Source organism: Singulisphaera sp. GP187, from assembly GCF_900129635.1.
Taxonomy (GTDB): Bacteria; Planctomycetota; Planctomycetia; order Isosphaerales; family Isosphaeraceae; genus Singulisphaera.
On the sequence record NZ_FSRB01000001.1, the window covers coordinates 2138843 to 2161073 of the forward strand.

A 22231-nucleotide genomic window follows, 5' to 3' on the forward strand; every position below is an offset into this window, starting at 1 on the left:
ACAGACCATGCAATCGAACAACCTCGATACCCAACAGAAAGCCGTCCAGATCAATCTGGATGTCTCGAAATATGGCACGTTCGCCGAGATCGGCGCGGGGCAGGAAGTGGCCCGCTGGTTCTTCCGGGTCGGTGGCGCGGCGGGTACGATCGCCAAGAGCATCTCCGCCTACGATATGACCGTCTCCGACGCGATCTACGGCCCTTGCGGACGCTACGTCAGCCGCCAACGCCTCGAGACGATGCTCGACTGCGAGTTCCGTTCCCTGACCGACCACCTCGGCGCCCGGCGCGGGGAGGGCACGCGTTTCTTTGCCTTCGCGGACACGGTCGCCGCCAAGAGCTATACCCGCAAGGACGATTGGCACGGCTGGATGGGCATCCGGTTCCAGGACAGCCCGGGTTCCGAGCCCTCCCAGATCGTCCTCCACGTCAGCTTGCTCGATCGAGAGGCCGTCTCGCAGCAGGAGGCGATCGGGGTCCTGGGCGTGAACCTGATCCACTCCGCGTTCTATGAAGCCGACTCCCAGGCGATGGTCCGGCAACTCCTTGATGGCCTCTCCGGCGAGCGGCTCGAGGTCGACCTGGTCGAGTTCTCCGGCCCTGCATTCGAACATGTCGATAACCGGCTGATGAGCCTGGAGCTCGTGCATTGCGGCCTCTCGGGCGCGGCGATGTTCACGCCCAGTGGTAAGGTCATCCAGCCCGCCGAGGTCTTTCACAAACGGCCGATTCTTCTCCTCCGCGGCAGTTTCCGACCCGTGACCAATGTCACCGTGGACATGCTTCACAGCGCCCTGGCGCAGTTCGAACAGGAACCGGCCAACCAGGGCGAAGAGATCCTGGTCGTCACCGAGATGACGCTGAACAACCTCCTGCAAGGCGACGCCATCGACAAACGCGACTTCCTCGACCGCGTCGACATCCTCCGCACTCTGGGCCGACCCGTCCTGATCTCCAACTACGGCGAATTCTACCGACTCGCCAACTACCTCCAGCGCCATACCTCCAAGCCGATCGGCCTGGCGATGGGCGTCCCGACCCTCCGCCAGGTCTTCGAAGAGCGCTACTACAACGACCTGGCCGGCGGAATCCTTGAATCGTTCGGCAGGCTGTTCAAGAATGACCTGAAGGTCTACGCCTACCCTGGCCTCGATCCCGAGACCGGAGCGATCGTCACGGCCAACGACCTTCGCGTGGCTCCGAACCTTCAGCATCTCTACAATTTTCTTGTCGAGAACCAGCACGTTCTGCCGCTCCGCGACTTCACCGCCGAGTATCTCAGCATCAATTCCCGCGAGGTCTATCAGCGAATGCGCGATGGGGATCCCAACTGGATTCACGAGGTACCGCCCGGGGTGGCCCTGCTGATCTGTCAGGATCACCTGATGGGGTACGATCCCGCAATGTTCGAGAAGTGACCGGAATCTCCCCCCTTGGTTCCTCTGTCGACGCGACTGAGGAATAGAATTAAAATATATGAATTGTTTAAATTATGATAGGTCGGCCCTCGAGAGGACTTACGAGTTGCGTGCGGAGGCGAAATCTCAGGTCGACTCCTAACCAAGTCGTGGGTTCCGAACTAAAGATTTGGGAGAAACGGAGCGATAATGCCTAGAGTGTGATTGGGTCAACTCTTTCCGCTCAGGGAATCGAGTGGAAAAGAGTCGTTCAGGGCCGCCACAAGCCTGACGAATTGGTGTATGCGAATGCTTTCCCTATTTAGTCGAATCCGCGGCAAACGGCATGAAAACCGCTCCAATCAGGTCCGGATCGCGGTGATCAGCACGCCGAGGTGCGGGAACACCTGGCTGCGGCTCATGCTCAATAATGCCTACCAATTCGATAGACATGACAATGGGGAATTGCACCTTTACAGCCCGTTCGAGACGCCGTGGTCGGCACTTCCCGAGCGCTGCGTGATGATGACGCACTGGCATCGTGTTGAGCCGCTGATCTCGCTGCTCAAGGAGCATGAGTTCGTCGTCGTGACACTGGCGCGTCATCCGCTCGATGTCTTGCTCTCCATCCTTCAGTATGCGCCCTGTGAAGGATCGTTGCGTTGGCTCGAGGGAATGGCCGGGGATGAATGGCCGATCTTTCATGTCAGCCCCCAGAGCGAAGCGTTTCTGGAATATGCAACCAGCCCCCGCGCCCAGGCGTTACTGGCCGTGAGCGCTCAGTGGTGGACGGCTCCTGGGTGTCATCAGATCCGTTACGAAACGCTCGTTGACAACCCATTGCAGACGCTCACCCAACTGGCGAAGAAGCTCGGAGTCGCTCCCAGCGTTCCGTTCGAGGAGTCGGTCGAGGCCAATAAGCTCGACCGGCTGCAATCGACCGAGCGGCAACGGGTGGATGCCCCGGCCCGGCATTTCTGGCAGGGGAAGCCGGGACTCTGGAGAAGCCTGCTCTCCGCCGATGCCGCGCGGCGGATCGCCGAAGTCCACCACGAGGTCTTCGTGAAACTCGGCTATTCGTGCAAGCCCGACCCGGGGATGGATGACTCCACGGCGACCCGCAACTGGTTGTCTCTCCGTGAGCCGAATCGTTGAGCTGCTCGTCCCGTCCGGGCAATTCCATGGCAAAACCGAGGGGCACACTGCGGCCAGCGGCCAACACTCACCGTTCCTTCGCGGCTTTGCCGGTCATCGGGACGAACTGAACCGTGTCGATGACTTCCGTCACGTTGCCCTGTTCAGTCTTGGTGAGCACAACGAGATTCTGGACCCCCCGCCCGATCGGGGCGACAAGCCGCCCACCGACTCGGAGCTGGTCGACGAGCGGCTTTGGAACCCGGCCCGGCGCCGCGGTCAACACCACAGCGTCGAACGGCGCGCGCTCGGGCCAACCGTCGTAACCGTCCCCGATCCGGACGTGGACATTCCGGTACCCTAATTGCTTTAAAAGGAGATCGGCGCGGCGGCCCAACTCCGGCACCAACTCGATGCTCTCCACCTCGCCCACGCAGCCCGCCAGCACCGCCGCCTGGTATCCCGAGCCGGTCCCGACTTCCAGGACCTTCATTCCGCGAGTCGGGTGGATCGACGAGGTCATCAGCGCCACCACGAACGGTTGCGAGATGGTCTGGTCGTGGCCAATCGGCAGGGGACGGTCGTCGTAGGCCCAGGCCCGGAACGCTTCGGGCACGAACCGGTGACGCGGAACGCTGCGCATGGCGGCGAGCACCGCCGGGTCACTGATCCCCCGGGCCTCGATCTGCGTGGCAACCATCCGCAGTCGGCGGGTTCGTTCCACGGCATCGTCCCCGTCTGCTCCCAGGGCGAAGATTCCGAGGGAGACCACGAGAACCGCAACGGCGGCCATAAGAGCGCGAATCAAACCCCCGGTGGGCGTTCTCATCACTGCGGTCCCGTCACCTCGGACCGATCAACCGTCGACGATTCGGTGATCAGAATTCCTGGTTCAGGCGGCGAGTCGGTCGTCTCAAGCGGATCGACCACCCCTGCTCTCTTCCTTCATGATGTTCGCGAGCGAAGTGAGAGTCAATCAACCCATTCGGGTTGGACGGACCTGCCTTGCGGGCGCCCTCAATCCGGAAACGGCGAACCGCCGGCGTTGGGCGGTATCACCACTTCATTGGGAAACCGCGCCAAGGCATTGGTCCGAGGATCCAATGCACCGACTGTCCACCAGCGAAGGTAGGGGATTTTCCCATGCGAACGTCTTGCGAGAACTCTCAAGTCCTGAGCGAGTCCCCCCTTCGCAGGCGTGTCGGGTCGACCGGGTGTGCGAGTCGCGCTTGTCGCCGGATCGTTCGTTCCCTAGCATTGTGTCGAGTTGTCGCGACGTGGGACAGGGAGATGAGAGCGTATGACCGGGTTTGTCGACGAGTCTTTCGAAGTGTCGGATCAGGGGATTGAGCCCGGGCGACAACGGGTCATCCTACTCATTTTGGCCGTGGTTCAGTTCACGAACATCGTCGATTTTATGATCGTGATGCCGCTTGGCCCGCAGTTGATGCGGACCCTCAAAATCGGCCCCGGGCAATTCGGGCTCATTGTCTCGTCGTACACCCTGAGCGCCGGTGTCGCAGGGTTAATGGCCGCCTCATTGATCGATCGTTTCGACCGCAAGTTAAGTTTCCTGACCCTCTATCTCGGCTTCTTGGCCGGGACCTTGTTTTGCGGTCTTGCAGAGGGTTATCGCACCTTGCTGGCGGCCCGCGTCGTGACCGGGGCGTTCGGGGGAATCCTGGGCGGCCTGGCCATGGCGATCATCGGCGACGTTTTCCCCGAGCATCGGCGCGGGTCGGCGACGGGCGCACTGATGTCCGCCTTTGCCCTGGCGTCCGTGGCCGGTGTGCCGTTTGGGCTCTCATTGGGAACGGCGTATGGTTGGCACGTCCCTTTCTTGTTGCTTGCGGGTGTCGGATCGGCCATCCTGGTTGTCGCGGTCAAGGCGATGCCTTCCCTACGAGGCCACCTTGAGCCTGGGAAGGTGGTGGGACATCCCCTGCAAGAGATGGTGGCGACTCTCACGCATCCCAACCATCTTCGCGCGTTTGCCTTGATTGTGACCTTGATGTTCGGCAGTTTCGCGGTGATCCCCTATATCAGTCCCTACCTCGTGGCGAACGTGGGTGTGACTGAGAAGCAACTCCCGTGGGTCTACGTCATTGGGGGAAGCTTGACCCTGATCGCCGCTCCCGGGGTCGGCAAGCTCGCCGATCGTTACGGAAAACTGCGAGTCTATCGTTGCGCGGCTCCGATCGCCGGCCTCTTGATGATTGCGGTCACCTGCTTGCCGCGCGTTTCCTTCTGGTTCGCGATCACGGTCGTCTCACTCCTGATGGTGGGAAACGCAAGCCGGATGGTCGCGGCGATGGCGATGGTCATGGCGAGCGTCGAGCCCAGGCGGCGGGGAAGCTTCATGACCGCCAACTCGTCGATCCAGCACCTTTCCACGGGGCTGGGCGCCTATGTCGGCGGCGGAATCATCCTCCGAGCCAGCGACGGATCGTTGCAACGTTTCCCCTGGGTGGGCGCCATAGCGACCGCGGCCACGATTCTGAGCCTGTTCCTCGCCGGACGGGTCCGCACCCATGGGGATTCATTGAAGACCTCCCCGACCCTGAGCCTTGGCGCGGCCGCCGAAGCGTTGGGAGACTCGAGCGAGCCTCTGGCCGCGACCGACCTGGCATAGCCCCATTCTTTTTTGATTTCGTGTGGTGCGACCGAGACACAGACCGCCCCTCTGGATCCAAAGCCAGAGTTCGACCCGACCGGTCGAGCATTCACGCCGTGCGTGCGAAAAGAAAGAAGCGAACGATGACCACCCTCGAATTGACGGTTGCCGAGCAGGCGGCCCGAGCCGCCGGCACGATCCTCACACGCTACTTCCGTGAGGGCGTCACCATGCGGAGTAAGGATATCTCCAACCTTGTCTCCGATGCCGATATTGAGGCCGAGCGGGCCATTGTCGACGTGATCCGCCGCTCCTTCCCCGGACACGAAGTGATGGGGGAGGAAGAACAGCAGGGAGACGCCAACGCGGAGCACCTCTGGATCGTCGACCCCCTCGACGGTACCAACAACTTCGCCCATAAGATCCCTCACTTCGCTGTCTCGATCGCCTATTACCGCGGGGGCCAACCCGAGGCCGGTGTCGTCTTCAACCCGCTTCAGGACGAGTGGATCACCGCCGTGCGCGGGCAAGGCGCGTTTCGAAATGGGGAGCGGATCCAGGTCGCCGATCATCGCCGGCTCGACGAGGCCCTGGTGGGCGTCGGCTTCTACTACGATCGCGACGTGATGATGGAAGCCACACTGGCGGCCATCTCCGACCTCAAACGGAGCCAGATCCACGGCATCCGCCGCTTTGGCACGGCGTCCCTCGACCTCTGCATGGTCGCTCGCGGCCTCTTCGGCGCTTATTTTGAATACACGCTCTCCCCCTGGGACTTCGCCGCGGGGCGGCTGATCGTCGAAGAAGCAGGGGGACGCGTCACGACCTGCCGAGGCGAGATCCCCCCCTTGGCCCCCACCGGCATCCTCGCGACCAATGGCGCACTTCACGAAGCCATGCTCACGATCGTCCAGGCCCGTCACCCCGGCGAATCCCCCTGATGGAGTCGGACAGAACCAAAACAAGGCCGGGCTACCCTCCCCTGCGACACCAAGGGACGTGACTCCCGACCATTGTTCCCGACCCGACGATCAGGGGCGTGCCGGCGCGTTGACCGAATACACGGAAACGGCTCCTTGTGGTCCCCAGTCCAGGCGAACGCGTTCACGCTTGCTAATGACAAATTGGCTGAGAGGATCCACAACTGCGTTGGTGAAGGGATGCTCGTCAATCAGCAAGTAGGTAACTCGATATTGATCGATCCGCCGCTCGATCGACTCCGGGTTCTGTGAGCCGGGCTCCAACGCTTTTCGTCCGGTCTGCCAGAAGAGGTCCGCCGGATGGTGCGTCATGATCGGCCCCGGGTTCGTGGCGTTGTGGGCGATCCAGGCGCAGGCGGCGTCGAAGTCGCGGTGGGTGTTTCTCTGAGCCAGGGCTCGACCGGTCGCGATGGAATAGAGCGGGTACGGCAGAGACAGAATCAGAATGAGCCACGCCGCCCGACTTCGGGGATGTCGGATCCGCAACCGGCGGAACAGGCCAGAAAATCCCTCGACCGCACCGACCAGGAGAAAGGGGACGAGCGGCACGAGGAAGCGACCTGCCTCGGTGAACGGCCAGACGACCAGCAAGAGCAACGTACCCGACGGCACCAGACCTGCCAGTCGTCGCCGCGGGGAGTGCAGTGTCCGCCACCAGCCCCAGGTGACGATCGCCGCGAAGCCGACTCCGCCGCTCGTGGCCAGGATCGAGACGAGGGGGCGATTCGCATAGACCGTCGCGATTTCCACAAACGGCCCAAGGAGCTGGTCGGGAATTCGTCGCGCATAAAAGAGGCATTGGTGCCCCACCAAGGTGAGCAACCCGTCGAACTCGAACAAGTTGGCCTGCGAGCCGCGACCGATGCGATGAAGCCAGGCCAGCCAGGGAACCATGGCCGCCGCGGTCGTGACCAGTGTAACCACCGCCAGGGCCACGCGACGCCGCAACAGCAGGTCGAGCACGACGGCCGCGGCAAGGCAGACGCCGACGTGACGGGTCAGGATGCTCGCCGCCAATACGAAGCCGAGAACGACCCCGCATTGACGCCGGTTCGGTCGTCGCCCGCTTGCCAGCAACAAGGCCAGCGCACTCAGCAAACCGTAGAGAGGCTCCGACTGGATGCTGCCGCCCATTCGTCCCCAGGTCCAATTGATCGCGAGCGCTGACCCGAGCAGGAACGCGGTTCCGGAAGGATAGATCCGCCGGAACCAGCACCAGCACGCGATCGTTGCGGCCACCGTGAAAGCGACGGAGAGCGCATGGGCCGCGGGGAACGAGGGCCCGCTCGTCCGAAAGAGGACGGACAACACGAGCGGATAGACCGGGGGAAAGTGGGTGTGAGCCGGGGTGTCGGGATGACAACCGTCCCGATACCCCTGTCCCGAGGACAGCGACCAGCCAAGGATTGCGTACCCAGCCCCGTCGTATCGGGGGGGCGAGCGGAACCCGGTGTTCGGGACAATCGAGATCAGTACCAACGCCACAAGGAACAAACCCGCCAGGCCGACACCCGAGTTGCGCCGTACTATCATGAGGACATGCTCGTCAATCGCGTCAACTTGTCTTGGAATCGCATACGACGAATCTCTTCCTGACATCGAAAACAATCGGACAGCACCGGCTCTCGACCGATGCGAACCCTCGATCCCATCGGGGCAACCGGGGTTCCGTGCCATTTTCATCAGGATCTGGGCGTGATACCAGAGCGTGGCGCAAGGGTTCGGGCGAACGCCTCGGGTAGCGAGATTCAAGGTTCTGGTGAAGTCAGTGATTCCAGGTAAGGGATGACGTTCCGGAGACCTGGATTGACGGAGACGCATTGCGGAGTCTATGGTCGGGCGAAACTGGTGAGTACGCACCTGGAAACCAACGACTCGACCTCACGATGACCAACAATTCCGAACGATCCCGTGGCATGGCGTCGCTTCAGGAGATCCGCGCCCGGTTCCCGGCCATGGAGCGTCGGGTCGAGGGCCAATCCGTGGCCTACTTCGACGGTCCGGGCGGAACGCAAGTTCCCCAAACCGTGGTGGAGGCGGTGGCTGACTACCTGATCCACCACAATGCCAATGCTCATTGGGCATTTCCGACGAGCGAGGAGACGGACCTGGTCATTGCCCAGGCGCGGGCGGCCTTGGCCGACTTCCTGAATGCGACGCCCTCCGAGATCGCCTTCGGCGCCAACATGACGACGCTCACGTTCCACCTGGCTCGAGCCCTCGGACGCGGCCTCGGACCCGGTGATGAGGTCGTGGTGACCGAACTCGACCACCATGCCAACGTGGCCCCTTGGCAAGCCCTGGTCGTGGAGCGCGGAGTGACCCTTCGGACGGTCGCCGTCCGACCTGAGTCCGGGGAGCTCGACTGGGCGGATTTGACGTCCAAGCTCAACCGACGCACCAAGGTTCTGGCGATCGGCGCCGCCTCGAACGCACTCGGTACGATCAACGACGTCGCGGCCGCCACCAGGCTCGCGCATGATGTGGGGGCCACCGTCTTCGTCGACGCGGTCCACTATGCGCCTCACCGGCTCGTCGACGTGCGTGCCTGGGATTGCGACTACCTCGCCTGCTCGGCATACAAGTTCTATGGGCCGCACGTGGGGGTGCTATTTGGCAAGCACGAGCTTCTCCAGTCGCTCGATCTTCCCAAGCTTGAACCAGCCCCCAACTCCTCACCTGAGCGGCTCGAAACCGGCACACAGAATCATGAGGGGATCGCCGGTGCGGCCGCGGCGGTCGACTTTCTGGCTTCTCTGGCCGACGGACCAACCCGGCGTGCCCGGCTCCAGACCGTTTTTGATGCCTTGCATGAAGCGGGGTCGGACCTGATCGGCGAGCTCTGGCGCGACTTGTCCGCCATCCCTGGGATCCGGCTCTTCGGTCCCGGGCCGGCGGTCGCGCGAACCCCGACGATTTCGTTCGCCGTTCCGGGTGTTCCGGCTCGCGAAGTTTGCCGGCAACTTGCGGGCAAAGGCCTGTTCGCGTCACACGGAAACTTTTATGCGCAAACCGTTGTCGAGCGGCTTGGCCAGTCGCGCGACGGACTCGTGCGGATTGGATGCGCTTGCTACACGGAACCGCGGGAGATCCAGCGGCTTATCGTCGCGGTTCGCGAGCTTTGCGGTTAATTCTCGGTGGCGGGTCCGAACGAAATCGTCGGCACGACGGCGAGAAAAATCCAGGATAATCTCCGGGAAACCGTAAAATCGAGGTTTACAGGGGTGGTGATGTTGAGTATCTTCCGGCCCGCTCGACCGCATCTTTGAGGACCACGACGGTACCACTGAGAAGCTGACGTTACTACTTTAGGATCGCGCCATTCAACTTCAGGAGGATGACAATGCGGATGGTACGCAGATGGAGCGGTGTTTCGAAGCTTGTGCTTGCCTTGAGCGTTGCGTTTTTGGCGGGTGGAAACGTTTCAGCGAGTACCCTGGTCACCTACAGCACCAGCGGAACCGTTGAGTCAAGTGGTGTGACGGGTTCGGGCGTCATTTCGTTCAAAAGCCTCACGAACGCGTCGTTCGACTCGCCGTCCTTCTTCAGCCTTGGCGACTTCCAGGTCGCGGCACTCCCGGCGGGGGAGTCGACCGTCTACAAGAATACGCCGTTCAGCATCACGCTGATCGCCAACGAGGTGGATGGTGGCGTGCCTGTTCCCAATGGCACCCCGATCGTCATCAGTGGCGTGCTCGACGGTACCGTCACCGGCGGGAAACAGTCGACGGTTCGGGCTCTGTTTAATCCGATCGGCGAGGTCCCCTTCATGACCGGCGCCTTTGCGAATGTGCTCACCCTTCCCGTCACGGATATCTACCTCGTCCCCTCGACGACGAATGAAGGTGTGACGACGGCCGAGGCCCACCTTCGCACCAGCCCCGTGCCGGAACCCACGACGATCGCCCTGTTCCTGACGACCCTCGCGGGCCTGGGACTCCGTCACCGCTTCCGGACCACTTCCCCGGTCTGATTGACTCGACTGAGGCCTTGATATCCACTGAGATTCGTCATCTACCCGACCTAGAGTCGCTTCCCCCCCAAGCGTCTCTCTGGCCGGGTAGTCGCTGATCCGGTCCGCGGATGCTCGTGGATCGGCAGTGTTTGTTTCGAGGCTGCAAAATCTGTACATTTGCCTTCTTCAGCCTCAAAAGCGACTCTTGCGGGACAGGGAAGCACGCTCGATTCGGCCACGACTCGGGATTCGCCCGCGACTGGGACTGACGACACCACGCCTCACTTCACCGAAGTACTTCGGTGCGGACGGGACAAACGAGACTGGATCGCAAAGCAAAGTCGATCGAGATCTGGAGCTGGTTCGAGATGACAGGAAAAGTGAAAAAGAACCCTCCGGTGCGCATCCGGAGGGGGGTCGCTAGCGAGCGTTGTCTCGATTGCGTTCGGTCAAGCGCCCGACCGAGGCGTCATTGAGGCGCGTCAAAAGATGTATCGAAGACGAAGATCTGACTCGGGATCCCGAGTGATCGGCCGCATGCGATCGACCTGAATCGGCCCACTCTCGTGACCGCTCCCAGGTCGACGGGGACGATACTTAACCTGCCCGGGAGCGTCAATCCGGATCCTCGAAATCCACGATGACAGTGACCGGTCATCGGCGAGATTCCTGAGTTCATCGGGATCAAACGTCCGAGGGTTCCTCGTCCGACTTGTGATACCCCAAATCTTGAAGGACGGCCAACACCTCACTCCAGGTCGGATAGAGGCGACCACTGTCCTTCTTGTACTGCTGCATCGCCAGCGTCAACTCGATCTCGGCGGTGGTCGGAATTCGAGGGCAGACCACGGCATCCACCGGACGCGTCTCGCCGTAGGTGGCCTGAGCGGGCGCGGCGAGCCTGTCGGCCCGCCGCGTCGCGGCATTCGTCCAGGCTTCGACGACCGGCAACTCATTCAGGTCGAACCGATCTTCCGGCAGCGGCGAGGAAGAGTGATTGCGTGCCATGGGAAAAGTTCCGTCGAGAGGCAAGACCGAGAAGTCGACCCTGCCCAGGCCTCTTGGACTCGTCCGCGGAATCCCTCCGTCACAATCACCATTCCTTGGAAGAAGCCAGCAGCCAATCCAATGGTAGAGTAATGCAGTCGCGGTGGGCAAGAAGCCACCAAAAAAGCCACGCTAATTCTGTTTCATCAAACCAGCGCTTCCCGATTCCCATCGGTGGAACCGATGAACCGAATCGGCACGCGTCCCGCCACGATCCCAGACAGACTCAGGCTGAGGCCACCTTTTAGTTCCTTGCCACGGCGCACCCGACTCAACCCAAGTGGGAACTAAGCTAGGATTGACAAAGGTTGATCGTCCCCCTTAGCATGAGTCAGGTACAACGTACCGTTGGTTGCGCATTTCTCTGGTTCGCACAACATTTCTCGGTGTTTTCGATCGACCATTGACGCGATTGCCGATCTCAAACAATCCGGCGCGCTCGAGGGGGTTGACCAGCCGTGGCGAGTTCAACGAGCACGAAAAAACGGCAAAGTCTCAGTGCGATCGAAGAGGGTGTGGGCCGATCGCCCGCGGCCAAGCCGCAGCTATTGAATCAACTGCCCGGGTCGCTGTTCAATTCGCCCGGGTTCATCATGGGCCTGATTGCGTTCGAGTTTCTTTACGGCCTTTTTCTCTTCGCCGTGATGTCGACGAACAAGCGGCATCGCGCGGAGGCCCGAGCCGCCGCCGAACTTTATGCAAACGTCGGGCCTGTTGAACCCCCCCTGGCGCCCAAGATCGAAACCGAAGCTAAGCCCACGCCAGTGACGGAACCGGCCGGGAAAACCGAGGGGACGCCCGCTTCGACTCCCGAGATTGCGAAGGTTGAACCCGAGGCGTCGATCCCCTCGAAACTCGCCAGCCAAACCGTCACCCCCAGTGAACCCGCCCCAAAAACCAGTACAAACGCGCCTCGCAAACGCGGTAACGAGCCGAAAGCGGTCGCGTTGGCGACTCCGGAGCCGACGCCCACCAAAGTCGAAGCCGTTGAGAAGAGTCCCCTCGCTCTTTTCCCGTCACTGGGCCCCCTGATCGACCCGTTGCAGGATTCGCTGCTCAAGAAGAGCGACGAGACATTGACGATCCAGGTTGCCGCGGGTGCTCATATTTTTGATGCCACCCGCGACATCGTGGACGCACCCCGAGCCCTGGCCGAGGTGGAGGGAGACTTTACCGCCGAAGTGAAGGTCCTCGGTGATTTTCAGCCCGGGACCGTTCCACTCAAAGGTCTCTTCTTTACGTTCCAGGGAGCGGGACTCCTGCTCTGGCAGGACAAGGATAACTACGTTCGGTTCGAGCGTGCGTCCGCCTATACGGGCGAGCGGCTTCAATGGTTGTACTTGGAAAGCTGCAAGGACGGGAAGCTCACGAAACCGAAGAAGCCGATGAATGTTCGCGACGGCGCAGTCACGCTTCGCCTCGAGCGGCGCAGCAATGTGATCAACTACACCTACTCGCTCGATGGTAAGACGTTTCTCAAGGTTGACCACATTGCCACCAGCCTCCCGCGCAAGCTGAGCGTCGGAATTGCGGCGAACAACGCCTCGCCTCGTGCGTTCGCCGCCCGGTTCGCCGATTTCGTGCTCACACCGGCCTTCTAAATCAACCTGGCCGTCGGGGCATCCGACGGCCAGTGCTCGGCGCTTCCTTGTCAGTCGGGGGTCTCCTCCGCTCCGAATCGGACGGGAGGGAGTTCCTGAACGGCCTTGCGCAGGGCCTGTTCCCAATGCGCATTGATCGCGAGCAGGTCGGGGTCTTTGTCCATGAACCGGCGCTGACGGCGAATCTCAAGTTCGTTGTGCGTGTACACCAAAAGGTCGATGGGCGGGCCGACGGTGACGTTGGATCGCATTGTCGAGTCGAGCGAGATCAAGGCATAGCGCGCCGCGTCCTCAAGGGTCGTGCGATCATAGCGCACACCACGATCGAGAATGGGACGGCCGTATTTGCATTCGCCGATCTGAAGGAAGGGCGAGTCCTCGGTCGCCTGAAGCGGGTTGCCCTGTGGGTAGATCAAGTAGAGGTCGTGCGGTTGGCCGCGAATCTGGCCCGCCAGCAGGATGTGCACATTGAATTTGTAAGCGTCCTGCTCGAGCGCCTGGCGATCCATGGCCGAGACCCTGCGCACCTGGTCGCCGACGATCCGTGCCGCGTCGTAGAGCGAACCCGCAGTCGCCAGACCCGTCCCCTGGTCGAAGTCACGCCGCAGCAAAGTCAGCACGGACTGCGAGCAAGAGAGACTGCCGCTAGTCAGGAGCACGAAGACCCGCTCCCCCGGGTCGACGAACGTGTGCATTTTGCGACAAATGTTGACCTGGTCGTAGCTGGCGTTTGAGCGCGAGTCGGAAGCCATTACCAACCCTTCACGCGTCTTGATCCCCACGCAATACGTCATCACGGTGTCCCTTGAGCCGGTCCAGCGCTCCAAACTTCTTGTGCGCTCTCATTGATCTTGATCAGGTGATAGCACGAGCAGGGACGCTCATTCAAGCCACCTTTTGTCGATGGGTCGAAATCCCCGACGTGGACCATTGACTCGGAGAATGTTGACCTTTAAGCTTCAAATTGATGATCTCACCTTTCGCCAGGGTGACGCACTGAGGCGAACAAGAGACATGCTCATACGGATAGGCTACGAGCTGGTCTTTCAACTTCCTGCGGCGTGTCCGATGATCCTGATGCTGGGACTTCGGCCGGAACGCGCCACCTCGATCCGGCGGGCCGCCGGCATGACGATGGATCCCGTGGTGCCGATCGAGTCGTTCACCGACGGCTTCGGGAATCTCGGGAGTCGAATCGTCGCTCCACCGGGGCGGTTGGTCCTCGGAGATGACCTGATCGTGGAGGATGACGGTTCCCCCGATCGAGTCGCCCCGAATGCGCGCCAACTTCCGGTGGAAGCGTTGCCGGCGGAGGTGCTGGTCTACCTCCTGGGGAGCCGCTATTGCGAGGTGGACCGGCTCCTGGACACCGCCTGGAAACTGTTTGCTTCGACGCCGGCGGGTTGGGGACGAGTTCAGGCGATTTGCGACTGGGTCCATCATCACGTTCAGTTCGGCTATTCCTATGCCCGCCCGACCAAAACGGCGTACGACGTTTATGTGGAGCGAACCGGAGTTTGTCGGGATTTCACCCACCTCGCCCTGACCTTCTGTCGCTGCATGAATATTCCGGCTCGATATGCCACCGGCTACCTTGGCGACATCGGGATCCCGGCTCAGCCTTGCCCGATGGATTTCAGCGGCTGGTTTGAGGCTTATCTCGATGGTCAGTGGTACACGTTCGATGCGCGTCACAATATCCCCAGGATTGGCCGAGTCGTCATGGCGCGGGGACGAGACGCCGTGGACGTCGCGCTAACGACTTCGTTCGGCGCAAATACGCTCGAGTCCTTCACCGTCTGGACCGACGAGGTGAAGGAACCCGAGCTCTCGCCCCCTGCCCAAGCATTGATCCGCGCGGCGGCCGACAGGATCGTCAGGATCTGAGAGTCGGCCGCAGCTGCGCGGTCACTGTTGCTGTTGCTGCTGCTCCCCTTGTTGCTGGTGCAGACCCGCGCGAGGGCTCCGCTGGTTGGGATAAGCGCTCCGCGAAGAACGCCGGGGCGCGACTCCGACCATCCCCTGCCGCTGAGACTGGGAGTGGGAGTGGGAGTGGGAGTGGGAGTTGGCGAATCCCCCGGTCATCCGCGGCCGCGGGGGCGACCACTCGTTCCATTCCATCGTGGCCTGCTCCACGGGGTCAACCGTGACGGAGACCCCCATCGTCTCTTGCGATCGCCCTTTCCAGAGTCCTCGGTTGGGGGGCACGTCGGAGTAGTCACGACCGACGGCAGTGACCACGTGGTCATTCTCAACGATACAAGAATGGGTCGGATCGACGTCGATCCAGCCCACTTGGAGGTTGCCCCAGACCTGACACCAGGCATGGGTGGCGATCTCCCCCGGGTGGTTCACGTAACCACTGACGTACCGCGCCGGGAGATGAATGCCCCGACAGGCCGCCAGGAACAGGTGCGCGAAATCCTGGCAGACGCCGCTACCCAGTTCCAGCGCCTCACTGACCGGCGTCCGCGCCGACGTGACCCGCTTCTCGTACTTCAAACGGGCGGCCACAGCGTTGAATAGCACGTAAACCACGTCCAGCAGCGTACCGCTGGGGACTTCCAGCGTAGAGACGAACGCGGCCAACGCGGGGCTGCGTTCGACGAGCGGGCTGTCCTGGAGGTATTCAAAAGCCTCGATTGCCACGGAAGTGGCCGCCGGGGCCGGCCAGGAAACTCCCGCCAATCGCTCGAGCCCGGAGCGCCGGTGGGTGCGCACGTAGGTCGTCGCCTGAGTCACCAGCTCGCGGTACGGGCTCGTGATATTGAACAGGTCGACCCGGTTGCCGAACCCATCGCGGTACGAGGTGACGGGCGTCTGGGGACTGATCTTTAAATGATACCCCATCGCGGTCTGGTCGTCGTTCGACGGCGGAGCCATGCGGAGCTCGAAGACCGTTTCCGAGACGGGGTTGGAATAGGTCAGCTTCGTCTCATGGTTGATTCGTAGCAGCATCGCGCGATTCCTCGGCCCCAGGGAAACGATGAACGCCAAAGGGGCAATCTGCCCCGAGTTCGTGGCAATCAAGCGCAGGCGACGCGACTCGAGCTCAAGAGAAGAAGTAAGCCTGGTGGATCTCTTCGCCGATTCGGTCGCAAGAATCTTGGACGTCGGTCAGGAACAGGGAAAGGCCTTCGCCAATGATTTCTTCCACGTCCATGTAGCGGAGTTCACTGTCCAGCCGGCCCAACTGACGCTCGGCCTCGCTGCCGTACTCTTCACCGTCGCCCCCTGCAATCTCGCGGAGCGACTCGCAACAGCGCGCGACGCAGAACCGCATGGCGCGAGGAAAGTCGGAATTGAGGACCAGGTAGCGAACCACGCGTTCGGGGTCGATCCGGTCGTGGTGCTCCCGAAGGTAGGCTTCGTAGGCCGAGCAGCTCCGCAAGAGGCTCGACCAATGAACTAGCCTGAGTCCGCGCTCCTCGACCAGCCCCGGTTCGCGCAGCCCGAACAGCTTGACGTTCAGGATCCGGCTCACCTGATTCACCCGCTCGAGATACCGTCCCAGTTGGAGAAAGTGGAAAACTTCGGTTCGCGGCAGAGTGGCGTCGACCAGGCCGTCGAAGAGGATGCAGGCCCGTTTGATCGTGTCGTAAAACCGGGGCGGACTGGCGTCGAATCGCTTCCGAGCCCGAGAACTGCCGAGGTAGAGGTAAAGCATGTTGACCTGGCTCCAGGCCTCGCCGCTGAGCGTCTCTTGAGACCCGCGCGCATTCTCCCGGGCCCGGCCCAGCATCGAGATGATGGAGTGGCTGTTCTGCCGGTCGAAGGTCAAGAACCGAAGCACATCGTCCCGGTCTCGCTCCTCAGTTCCGTGCGACTTCTCGAACGCCTCGCGGCAGGCCAGAATCGTCAGGACACTTTCGATCGGCCCGGGTCCATCGACGGCTCCATTCAGTCCGGTCGCGTCGAGTTCCAGGTGGAATCCGACGTCAAGGAGTCGCGAAACATTCTCGGCACGCTCGACGTAACGGCTGATCCAATAGAGGTTTTCGGCCACCCGGCTCAGCATCTCAGGCGACTCCTTGGTCGGACCGGGCCGGGCTCGGGATCGAGGCGGGAGGGGTGCCTCGCAAGACCCAGGTATCTTTGGTGCCACCCCCCTGCGAGCTATTCACCACCAAACTGCCACGAGGTAAGGCGACTCGCGTCAGACCACCGGCCATGACCTTGATCTCCTCGCCATAAAGGACAAACGGCCTCAGGTCGATGTGGCGGCCCTCAAGGTGATCTCCTACGAACGTGGGATGCTGGCTCAAGGAGATCGTCGGTTGCGCGATGTAGCCGCGCGGATTCGCCTCGACCTTGGCGGCGAACTCCTCGCGCTGGGCGGCCGTCGACGCGGGGCCGATGAGCATGCCGTAGCCCCCCGATCCGTCGACCGCCTTGACCACCAGCTTGTCGAGGTTCGCCAGAATGTGCTGGCGGTGTGCGGGGAGCTGCGGGCGAAAGGTCTCGACGTTCTCCAGAATCGGATCTTCCTTGAGGTAATAGCGAATGATGTCGGGAACGAACGGGTAAACCCCTTTATCGTCGGCAACCCCCGTCCCGAGCGCATTGGCGAGCCCGACCTGACCGGCGCGGCAGGCGCCGACAAGGCCCGCGACACCGAGCTGGCTGTCGCGTCGAAAGGTCAACGGGTCGATAAAATCATCGTCGATCCTTCGATAGATCACGTCCACTCGCTTCGGCCCCTGGATCGTCCTCATCAGGACCTGGCCGTTATCGAGGAACAGGTCGCGTCCTTCCACCAGCTCGACGCCCATCTGGCGGGCGAGATAAGTGTGCTCATAATAGGCGGAATTGTGAGCGCCCGGCGTCAGGACGACCACCGTCGGGTCGTCGCATCCCTCGGGCGCAATCGAGCGGAGCATCGCGAGCAGGTTCGCCGCATAGTCGTCGTTCGGGCGCACGTTGTACTGTTCGAAGAGGAACGGAAAGACCTGCTTCATGACCTGTCGATTCTTCAATACATAACTCACCCCCGAGGGAGTCCGGCCATTGTCCTCCAGGACGAGATAGTGTCCGTCCGCTCCGCGTATCAAATCAATCCCAGAAATGTGGATATAAATGTCGCGTGGGACTCGCAACCCCACGCACTCGCGGCGATAGCTCGAGGCGCCGAGGATGAGCTCGGCCGGAATGACCAGGTCCCGAAGGATCTGCCGCTTGTGATAAATATCGTGGACGAACAGGTTCAACGCACGAACCCGCTGGGTGAGTCCGCGTTCGATCAAACGCCACTCTTCGTCCGCGATCAACCGAGGGACCGGATCGAAGGGGATGATTCGTTCCACCCCTTGGTCGCGGCCATACACGGTAAAGGTAATCCCTTGATGCCGCATCAGGAGATCCGCCGCGCGGCGACGACGCTCCAACTCGGCAGGCCCGAGCATCGCCAAGCTCTCCAGTAGCGCGGCGTAATGCGGACGCACTTGGCCGGCTCCGACGAACATCTCGTCGAAACCGGTCATCGCATAGTCTCCAAAGAGACTTGAGACGGCCCCTTGACGCATCGACAACGTGATGTCCCCAACGACCCTTGGGTGAATCCCTTGCTCTGTGCATTGCAAATGTGAGGCCGGAGCTTTATTTCGATCTAAGTATATAGAAAATTTGGCCTTAGATTAACAAATCGTGACGCCGATATTCTCCGGTTGCGCAAATTTTAGGCACGATATTCTTGAGATATGCCTGATCGGGAGGCACTCGGGGTTGCCGGCCCTTGGAGCGGATTGAACGTCGGCGCTGCGTTTGATTTCGTATGTGAACATTTTTTTGCCCCGTCGTGTGCGCGGTTCGTGCCGGTGCGTTCGGACATCGGGAAAGCGTCGAAAGTTTCGACCGATCGGTAAAAAGTGGCCTACTTTTGCATTGAGGGGGCGTCGACTGGAAATGGACCGAGAGGACCGTCGAACGATGGGCCACTTGGCTGCTTTTCAGCTTGCTCAGACCGCCTTACCGCATTCCTCGAACGCGATTGAAGAGGCTCATCGTGCTTTACGACCATGACGAAGACGACGAGAGGGAATGGCGGCCCGGTCCGCTCCAACCGTTGCCCGAATCGAGGAGTGTCGACCATCAGCAGCGCGTTGAATTTCTTCGCTTGCTCCAGGATGGGCTCGGCCGGACGATGGCCGCATCGCAGTTAGGAATCAGTCGGGCCACCCTGAAACGGACGATGGCCCAGAGCCCTTCCTTTCGTGAGGCCGTCGTGCACGTCGAGCAACTTCGGTTGGACAACCTGTACACGGGGCTCTACGTCGCCGCCCTCGAAGGGGATACTCGGGCCGCGATGTTCTTACTCTCCCGAGCCAAGCGTTAGGCCGCAGCCGGCAGGCGGGTAATCACCATGGGCGTCCACGCTCAGGGCGGGCCGCGATGAGTCACGGGGTAAGAGTGCCCGCTGAGGATTGGGGATTGCGAGGGGGCCAAGTCCCCCCCCCGAGGTGTGTCGAAAAGCGGCGGTCGTCCGGTTGTGTCAACTTGGCTCGAAGAGCGAAGGATGATTTTTTTCAACCTGGCATCGCAAACGCAGAATCGTGATCACGCCTTTGCGCGATCGGTCCCAGGTCCAGTGCATCCTGGTGCGCGGAACCGCGACCTTAACCTTAGCGCAAGTCGCCCAACGGATTCGTCACGCGAGCGTTCGAGGGCGACGGACTTCGCATGATAATCCGACGACGACGGTGGCAGGAACGTTACCGTTTGCCTCAGTCCGACACACGATCGAATGAATGGTGCTCGTCCGAGAAGTAGGGTAAACTTTCCAGGAGAGGGAGAGTTGCCGCATTCCGGAGCGCACCCTTGGTTCACATTGTTTCCGCGTCAGCTTGGACAGACAGTCACACTCACCCGCCTAGTCATGCGGCCGGGGGTCGCATGATCGATTCGGTGGAGTCCCAGAACGGCGCGTTCCACGGTGGTGATTCGCGATTGGGTCCAGAACGCTCGGGAATTTCCGAACCGACCCCTCAACGCCGTCCTGGTGCGGTCAACCGGATTGATCCGGGCCGGAGGAGCCTGTCGGACCAGCAATTCGGCCGCTTTCACCTGGTCGAGCGTATTGGCTCGGGACGTCAGGGGCAGGTTTGGAAGGCGATTCAGCTCGAACCGATTGTCGAGACGGTGGCGTTGAAGCTCCTTTCCCCGGCCCTCGCCCACGATCCGAAGCGACTGGCCCAGTTTCATCGCGAGGCCGAGGTTGGTGCCCAGCTCGAAAGCCCTTCGCTCTTGCAAACTTACGAGTTTGGCGAGGTGAACGGGATCGTTTTCATGACGATGCCTCTCGTGAACGGGATCTCGCTCGATGAGGTCATCGTTCAGATCAGGTCGCGCCGAGCCAGGCGGCCTGAGGGGTGTTGGGCTTGGTGGTCGTGGCTGACCGAGGACGCCTACATCCGTGCGATGGTTCGGGTGATGAGCCGGGTCGCTCGGGCCTTGGCGGTCGCCCACGCCAATCAGGTTGTGCATCGGGACGTCAAACCGGCCAATATCCTGATGGACCGTCAGCTCGAAAGTCGTGTCTATCTCTCGGACTTTGGCCTGAGCCGCGACCTCGACGGTCCCCCTCCCCTGACCGCGCTTTACGGGACGGGAACCCCCTTATACATGGCCCCCGAAAAACTGGCGGCCTGCCCGTCCGACGACACGCTCTGCGACGTCTACGCGCTGGGAGTCACCCTGTTCGAGGCTGTCACGCGAGTTCATCCGCTGACCATCCCCGAGGGCCTCGCCCCTTCGGATTGGATCGCCTATATCGCGCTGGCCACGCCGAGTACCCCCCGTGCGGTGAACCCTCGCGTGCCCGAGTCACTCGAGGCCGTGATCCTGAAGGCGATGCACCGCGATCCAGCGCGGCGCTATCCCTCCGCGTCGGCCTTGGCCGATGATCTCGAACGACTCTCCGCGGGTGAGCTCGGTGCCAGTGCGGTTCGCCCGCGCTGAGACTTTGGCCGGTTCGGTCTTATTTCACCGGGATCGCGTTCAGCGTGTAATAGACCTCCGGATGGAGCAGCGGCTGACCCGCGCCCGAGCGAACGCCATCGAGATGCAACTCGTGGACGTGCCCTCGTTGGAGCTCGCTGACGCGGAGGCGTACGCCCTTGCCGTCCTCAGAGACCTCGACCCGATCGATCGTCGGAGTTGTCGGGTCGACCTCGGGGCTCCCGTAGCTGGACTGGTAGATATAAGTGTAGGTGGTCAACCCATAAGACTTGGGATTGGCCGCCGACACCCGGTCAACGGCACTGGTGAACGAAAGCTCGAAGCCGTCCGGGCGCGCATGGATCTCGTGGATCTCGAACGGAACCTTGCCGTTCCAGGCGAGCCGTTGGAGCGCGTACGGCTTGCCGCCGCGCGATCCCCATCCTCGGCTCGTGCCACCGACCAGCAGGGTGCCCTCCTTGGTCATCAGCAGCGGCAAACAGCCCGAGGCGAGATCCTTGCGGAACGGGAGGCAGGCCCCCTGGTAACGCCCATCGACTTCCTCCAGCACCACCCTCATCACGGTGCTCGCGGCCTGGTCGCCGACAAACATTTGGCCGGCGAACGGCCCAAACCGACCGCTCGTGAAATCTGACGCGATGCCACTCGCTGATTGCCCCATCTTGGGATAAGGGAAATAGACGGCAGGGGCCAGGAGTTCCGGGATCTTCTTGACCTCGATCGCCATTCGGCTGCCGCTCTCCGGCTCCTTGGGGCGAGGGCCGGCCATCCCGGCAGCCTGATGCCAACGAAGTCCGGCCGGATGGCCAAGAAATGCCCCCGGCTTGAGATGCTTGAGGCTGCAGGCCCCGTTCCAAGGGCCCTGGTTCTCGGTATAGAACATGTCGCCGGCCAGGTTCATCCCGAGCCCTCCGGGCGAGCGGATGCCGCTGCTTGTCGGGATCGCCTTCCCTTCGGGAGAGATCCGGAAGCACCAGCCGCGATATTTGCTCTCGCTGGTGAATGAGCCGGTCAGGCAGAGCGCGACCCAGATGTTCCCGTCCCGGTCGAACTTCGAGCCGAACGCGTACTCGTGGTAGTCGCCGTTGATTTCCCAGAGGTCACTGACCGTCTCGAACAGGTCGGCTCGGCCGTCCTGGTTCGTATCCTTGAGCCGGGTCAGTTCACCGCGCTGCGTGACGTAGAGCCAGCCATCGCGATAGGCCAGGCCGAGGACCTCGTGCAGTCCGTGGGCAAACCTCGCGAACTTCACCTGGGCTGGATCGTCTGCGAGTGGGTTGGCGACCAGGTAAATCTCGCCCCGACGCGTGGAGACGGCCAGTTTGCCATCGGGCAACATCTCGAGTGCGCCCGCTTCGAGCACGACCCCTTCCGGGATCGGGAGCGTCACGAGCGGGTAGTAATCCGCCTCCGTTGGAACCGGATCGCCCGCCCGCGCCATGTCGGGAAGTCCGAACAAAAGACTCGCGACGGTCAATGCCCAAAAGACAGGTCGAAGCATGAGTCGGTTCCCGACGTGACTGAATTGGCCTTGGCGTCGCGTGTCGC

18 protein-coding genes are annotated in these 22231 nt (G+C 61.8%); 10 read left to right on the forward strand and 8 right to left on the reverse strand.

The annotated features are described in order from the left end of the window. Positions 1-7 precede the first annotated feature (7 nt). Entirely contained in the window at positions 8-1420 is a 1413-nt protein-coding gene (locus BUS42_RS08375; RefSeq protein ID WP_074306517.1) for a nicotinate-nucleotide adenylyltransferase, read from the forward strand. A gap of 282 nt (positions 1421-1702) precedes the next feature. Further along, positions 1703-2554, forward strand: coding sequence for a sulfotransferase domain-containing protein (locus tag BUS42_RS08380; protein ID WP_254053385.1), 852 nt, complete (start codon positions 1703-1705; stop codon positions 2552-2554). 67 nt (positions 2555-2621) lie between these two features. Here the strand turns inward: BUS42_RS08380 and BUS42_RS08385 are convergent, their stop codons facing one another. Next, positions 2622-3362: a protein-L-isoaspartate(D-aspartate) O-methyltransferase gene (locus BUS42_RS08385; RefSeq protein WP_083670106.1), complete on the reverse strand. Its 741-nt coding sequence runs from the start codon at positions 3360-3362 to the stop codon at positions 2622-2624. A gap of 471 nt (positions 3363-3833) precedes the next feature. Between BUS42_RS08385 and BUS42_RS08390 the strand changes: the two genes are divergently transcribed. Both BUS42_RS08390 and BUS42_RS08395 read left to right on the forward strand, forming a co-directional pair. After that, positions 3834-5165 (forward strand): MFS transporter, encoded by a 1332-nt coding sequence (locus BUS42_RS08390; protein ID WP_074306519.1) that lies wholly within the window; start codon positions 3834-3836, stop codon positions 5163-5165. Positions 5166-5290: 125 nt separating this feature from the next. Then, on the forward strand, positions 5291-6088 hold the full coding sequence (locus BUS42_RS08395; RefSeq protein WP_074310853.1) for an inositol monophosphatase family protein: 798 nt from the start codon (positions 5291-5293) through the stop codon (positions 6086-6088). Positions 6089-6178: 90 nt separating this feature from the next. Here the strand turns inward: BUS42_RS08395 and BUS42_RS08400 are convergent, their stop codons facing one another. Then, positions 6179-7660: an ArnT family glycosyltransferase gene (locus BUS42_RS08400; protein WP_074306520.1), complete on the reverse strand. Its 1482-nt coding sequence runs from the start codon at positions 7658-7660 to the stop codon at positions 6179-6181. 383 nt (positions 7661-8043) lie between these two features. Between BUS42_RS08400 and BUS42_RS08405 the strand changes: the two genes are divergently transcribed. Both BUS42_RS08405 and BUS42_RS08410 read left to right on the forward strand, forming a co-directional pair. Next, complete coding sequence (locus tag BUS42_RS08405; RefSeq protein ID WP_216821018.1) at positions 8044-9258, forward strand: cysteine desulfurase-like protein; 1215 nt, start codon at positions 8044-8046, stop codon at positions 9256-9258. A 218-nt stretch (positions 9259-9476) separates the two neighbouring features. Then, on the forward strand, positions 9477-10100 hold the full coding sequence (locus BUS42_RS08410) for a PEP-CTERM sorting domain-containing protein (RefSeq protein WP_254053386.1): 624 nt from the start codon (positions 9477-9479) through the stop codon (positions 10098-10100). 666 nt (positions 10101-10766) lie between these two features. Here BUS42_RS08410 and BUS42_RS08415 read toward each other — a convergent pair. Continuing rightward, positions 10767-11090: a hypothetical protein gene (locus BUS42_RS08415; protein ID WP_074306523.1), complete on the reverse strand. Its 324-nt coding sequence runs from the start codon at positions 11088-11090 to the stop codon at positions 10767-10769. Between the two features lie 497 nt (positions 11091-11587). Between BUS42_RS08415 and BUS42_RS08420 the strand changes: the two genes are divergently transcribed. Next, positions 11588-12730: a DUF1349 domain-containing protein gene (locus BUS42_RS08420; RefSeq protein WP_074306524.1), complete on the forward strand. Its 1143-nt coding sequence runs from the start codon at positions 11588-11590 to the stop codon at positions 12728-12730. 50 nt (positions 12731-12780) lie between these two features. Here BUS42_RS08420 and BUS42_RS08425 read toward each other — a convergent pair whose 3' ends face one another. Continuing rightward, positions 12781-13524 carry a proteasome-type protease gene (locus tag BUS42_RS08425; RefSeq protein ID WP_074306525.1) on the reverse strand — a complete coding sequence of 248 codons (744 nt, stop codon included), beginning with the start codon at positions 13522-13524 and terminating at the stop codon, positions 12781-12783. Positions 13525-13744: 220 nt separating this feature from the next. Between BUS42_RS08425 and BUS42_RS08430 the strand changes: the two genes are divergently transcribed. Next, positions 13745-14617: a transglutaminase-like domain-containing protein gene (locus tag BUS42_RS08430; protein WP_074306526.1), complete on the forward strand. Its 873-nt coding sequence runs from the start codon at positions 13745-13747 to the stop codon at positions 14615-14617. Between the two features lie 21 nt (positions 14618-14638). Here the strand turns inward: BUS42_RS08430 and BUS42_RS08435 are convergent, their stop codons facing one another. The 3 genes from BUS42_RS08435 to BUS42_RS08445 all read right to left on the reverse strand — a co-directional run bounded on the left by BUS42_RS08435 (position 14639) and on the right by BUS42_RS08445 (position 18252). Next, positions 14639-15688, reverse strand: coding sequence for a transglutaminase family protein (locus BUS42_RS08435; RefSeq protein WP_074306527.1), 1050 nt, complete (start codon positions 15686-15688; stop codon positions 14639-14641). Positions 15689-15782: 94 nt separating this feature from the next. Further along, positions 15783-16748, reverse strand: coding sequence for an alpha-E domain-containing protein (locus BUS42_RS08440; RefSeq protein ID WP_074306528.1), 966 nt, complete (start codon positions 16746-16748; stop codon positions 15783-15785). A gap of 1 nt (position 16749) precedes the next feature. Then, on the reverse strand, positions 16750-18252 hold the full coding sequence (locus BUS42_RS08445) for a circularly permuted type 2 ATP-grasp protein (protein WP_074306529.1): 1503 nt from the start codon (positions 18250-18252) through the stop codon (positions 16750-16752). 479 nt (positions 18253-18731) lie between these two features. Between BUS42_RS08445 and BUS42_RS08450 the strand changes: the two genes are divergently transcribed. Next, positions 18732-19061 carry a hypothetical protein gene (locus BUS42_RS08450; RefSeq protein WP_074310855.1) on the forward strand — a complete coding sequence of 110 codons (330 nt, stop codon included), beginning with the start codon at positions 18732-18734 and terminating at the stop codon, positions 19059-19061. Positions 19062-19618: 557 nt separating this feature from the next. Continuing rightward, on the forward strand, positions 19619-20683 hold the full coding sequence (locus tag BUS42_RS08455) for a serine/threonine-protein kinase (protein ID WP_074306530.1): 1065 nt from the start codon (positions 19619-19621) through the stop codon (positions 20681-20683). Positions 20684-20702: 19 nt separating this feature from the next. On the opposite strand, the gene BUS42_RS08460 is transcribed toward BUS42_RS08455, so the two are convergent. Continuing rightward, a complete protein-coding gene (locus BUS42_RS08460) occupies positions 20703-22184 on the reverse strand; it encodes a DUF7133 domain-containing protein (RefSeq protein ID WP_074306531.1) in 1482 nt (493 codons plus the stop codon). Positions 22185-22231: the final 47 nt, after the last annotated feature.

Bases quoted from the DNA above. Each gene is read 5' to 3' on its own strand.
- BUS42_RS08445 (WP_074306529.1), bottom strand. From the start codon at position 18,252: ATGCGTCAAGGGGCCGTCTCAAGTCTCTTTGGAGACTATGCGATGACC.
- BUS42_RS08430 (WP_074306526.1), top strand. From the start codon at position 13,745: ATGCTCATACGGATAGGCTACGAGCTGGTCTTTCAACTTCCTGCGGCG.
- BUS42_RS08410 (WP_254053386.1), top strand. From the start codon at position 9,477: ATGGTACGCAGATGGAGCGGTGTTTCGAAGCTTGTGCTTGCCTTGAGC.
- BUS42_RS08460 (WP_074306531.1), bottom strand. From the start codon at position 22,184: ATGCTTCGACCTGTCTTTTGGGCATTGACCGTCGCGAGTCTTTTGTTC.
- BUS42_RS08400 (WP_074306520.1), bottom strand. From the start codon at position 7,660: ATGATAGTACGGCGCAACTCGGGTGTCGGCCTGGCGGGTTTGTTCCTT.
- BUS42_RS08390 (WP_074306519.1), top strand. From the start codon at position 3,834: ATGACCGGGTTTGTCGACGAGTCTTTCGAAGTGTCGGATCAGGGGATT.
- BUS42_RS08405 (WP_216821018.1), top strand. From the start codon at position 8,044: ATGGCGTCGCTTCAGGAGATCCGCGCCCGGTTCCCGGCCATGGAGCGT.
- BUS42_RS08425 (WP_074306525.1), bottom strand. From the start codon at position 13,524: ATGACGTATTGCGTGGGGATCAAGACGCGTGAAGGGTTGGTAATGGCT.
- BUS42_RS08375 (WP_074306517.1), top strand. From the start codon at position 8: ATGCAATCGAACAACCTCGATACCCAACAGAAAGCCGTCCAGATCAAT.
- BUS42_RS08415 (WP_074306523.1), bottom strand. From the start codon at position 11,090: ATGGCACGCAATCACTCTTCCTCGCCGCTGCCGGAAGATCGGTTCGAC.
- BUS42_RS08435 (WP_074306527.1), bottom strand. From the start codon at position 15,688: ATGCTGCTACGAATCAACCATGAGACGAAGCTGACCTATTCCAACCCC.
- BUS42_RS08395 (WP_074310853.1), top strand. From the start codon at position 5,291: ATGACCACCCTCGAATTGACGGTTGCCGAGCAGGCGGCCCGAGCCGCC.
- BUS42_RS08385 (WP_083670106.1), bottom strand. From the start codon at position 3,362: ATGAGAACGCCCACCGGGGGTTTGATTCGCGCTCTTATGGCCGCCGTT.
- BUS42_RS08440 (WP_074306528.1), bottom strand. From the start codon at position 16,748: ATGCTGAGCCGGGTGGCCGAAAACCTCTATTGGATCAGCCGTTACGTC.
- BUS42_RS08380 (WP_254053385.1), top strand. From the start codon at position 1,703: ATGCGAATGCTTTCCCTATTTAGTCGAATCCGCGGCAAACGGCATGAA.
- BUS42_RS08455 (WP_074306530.1), top strand. From the start codon at position 19,619: ATGATCGATTCGGTGGAGTCCCAGAACGGCGCGTTCCACGGTGGTGAT.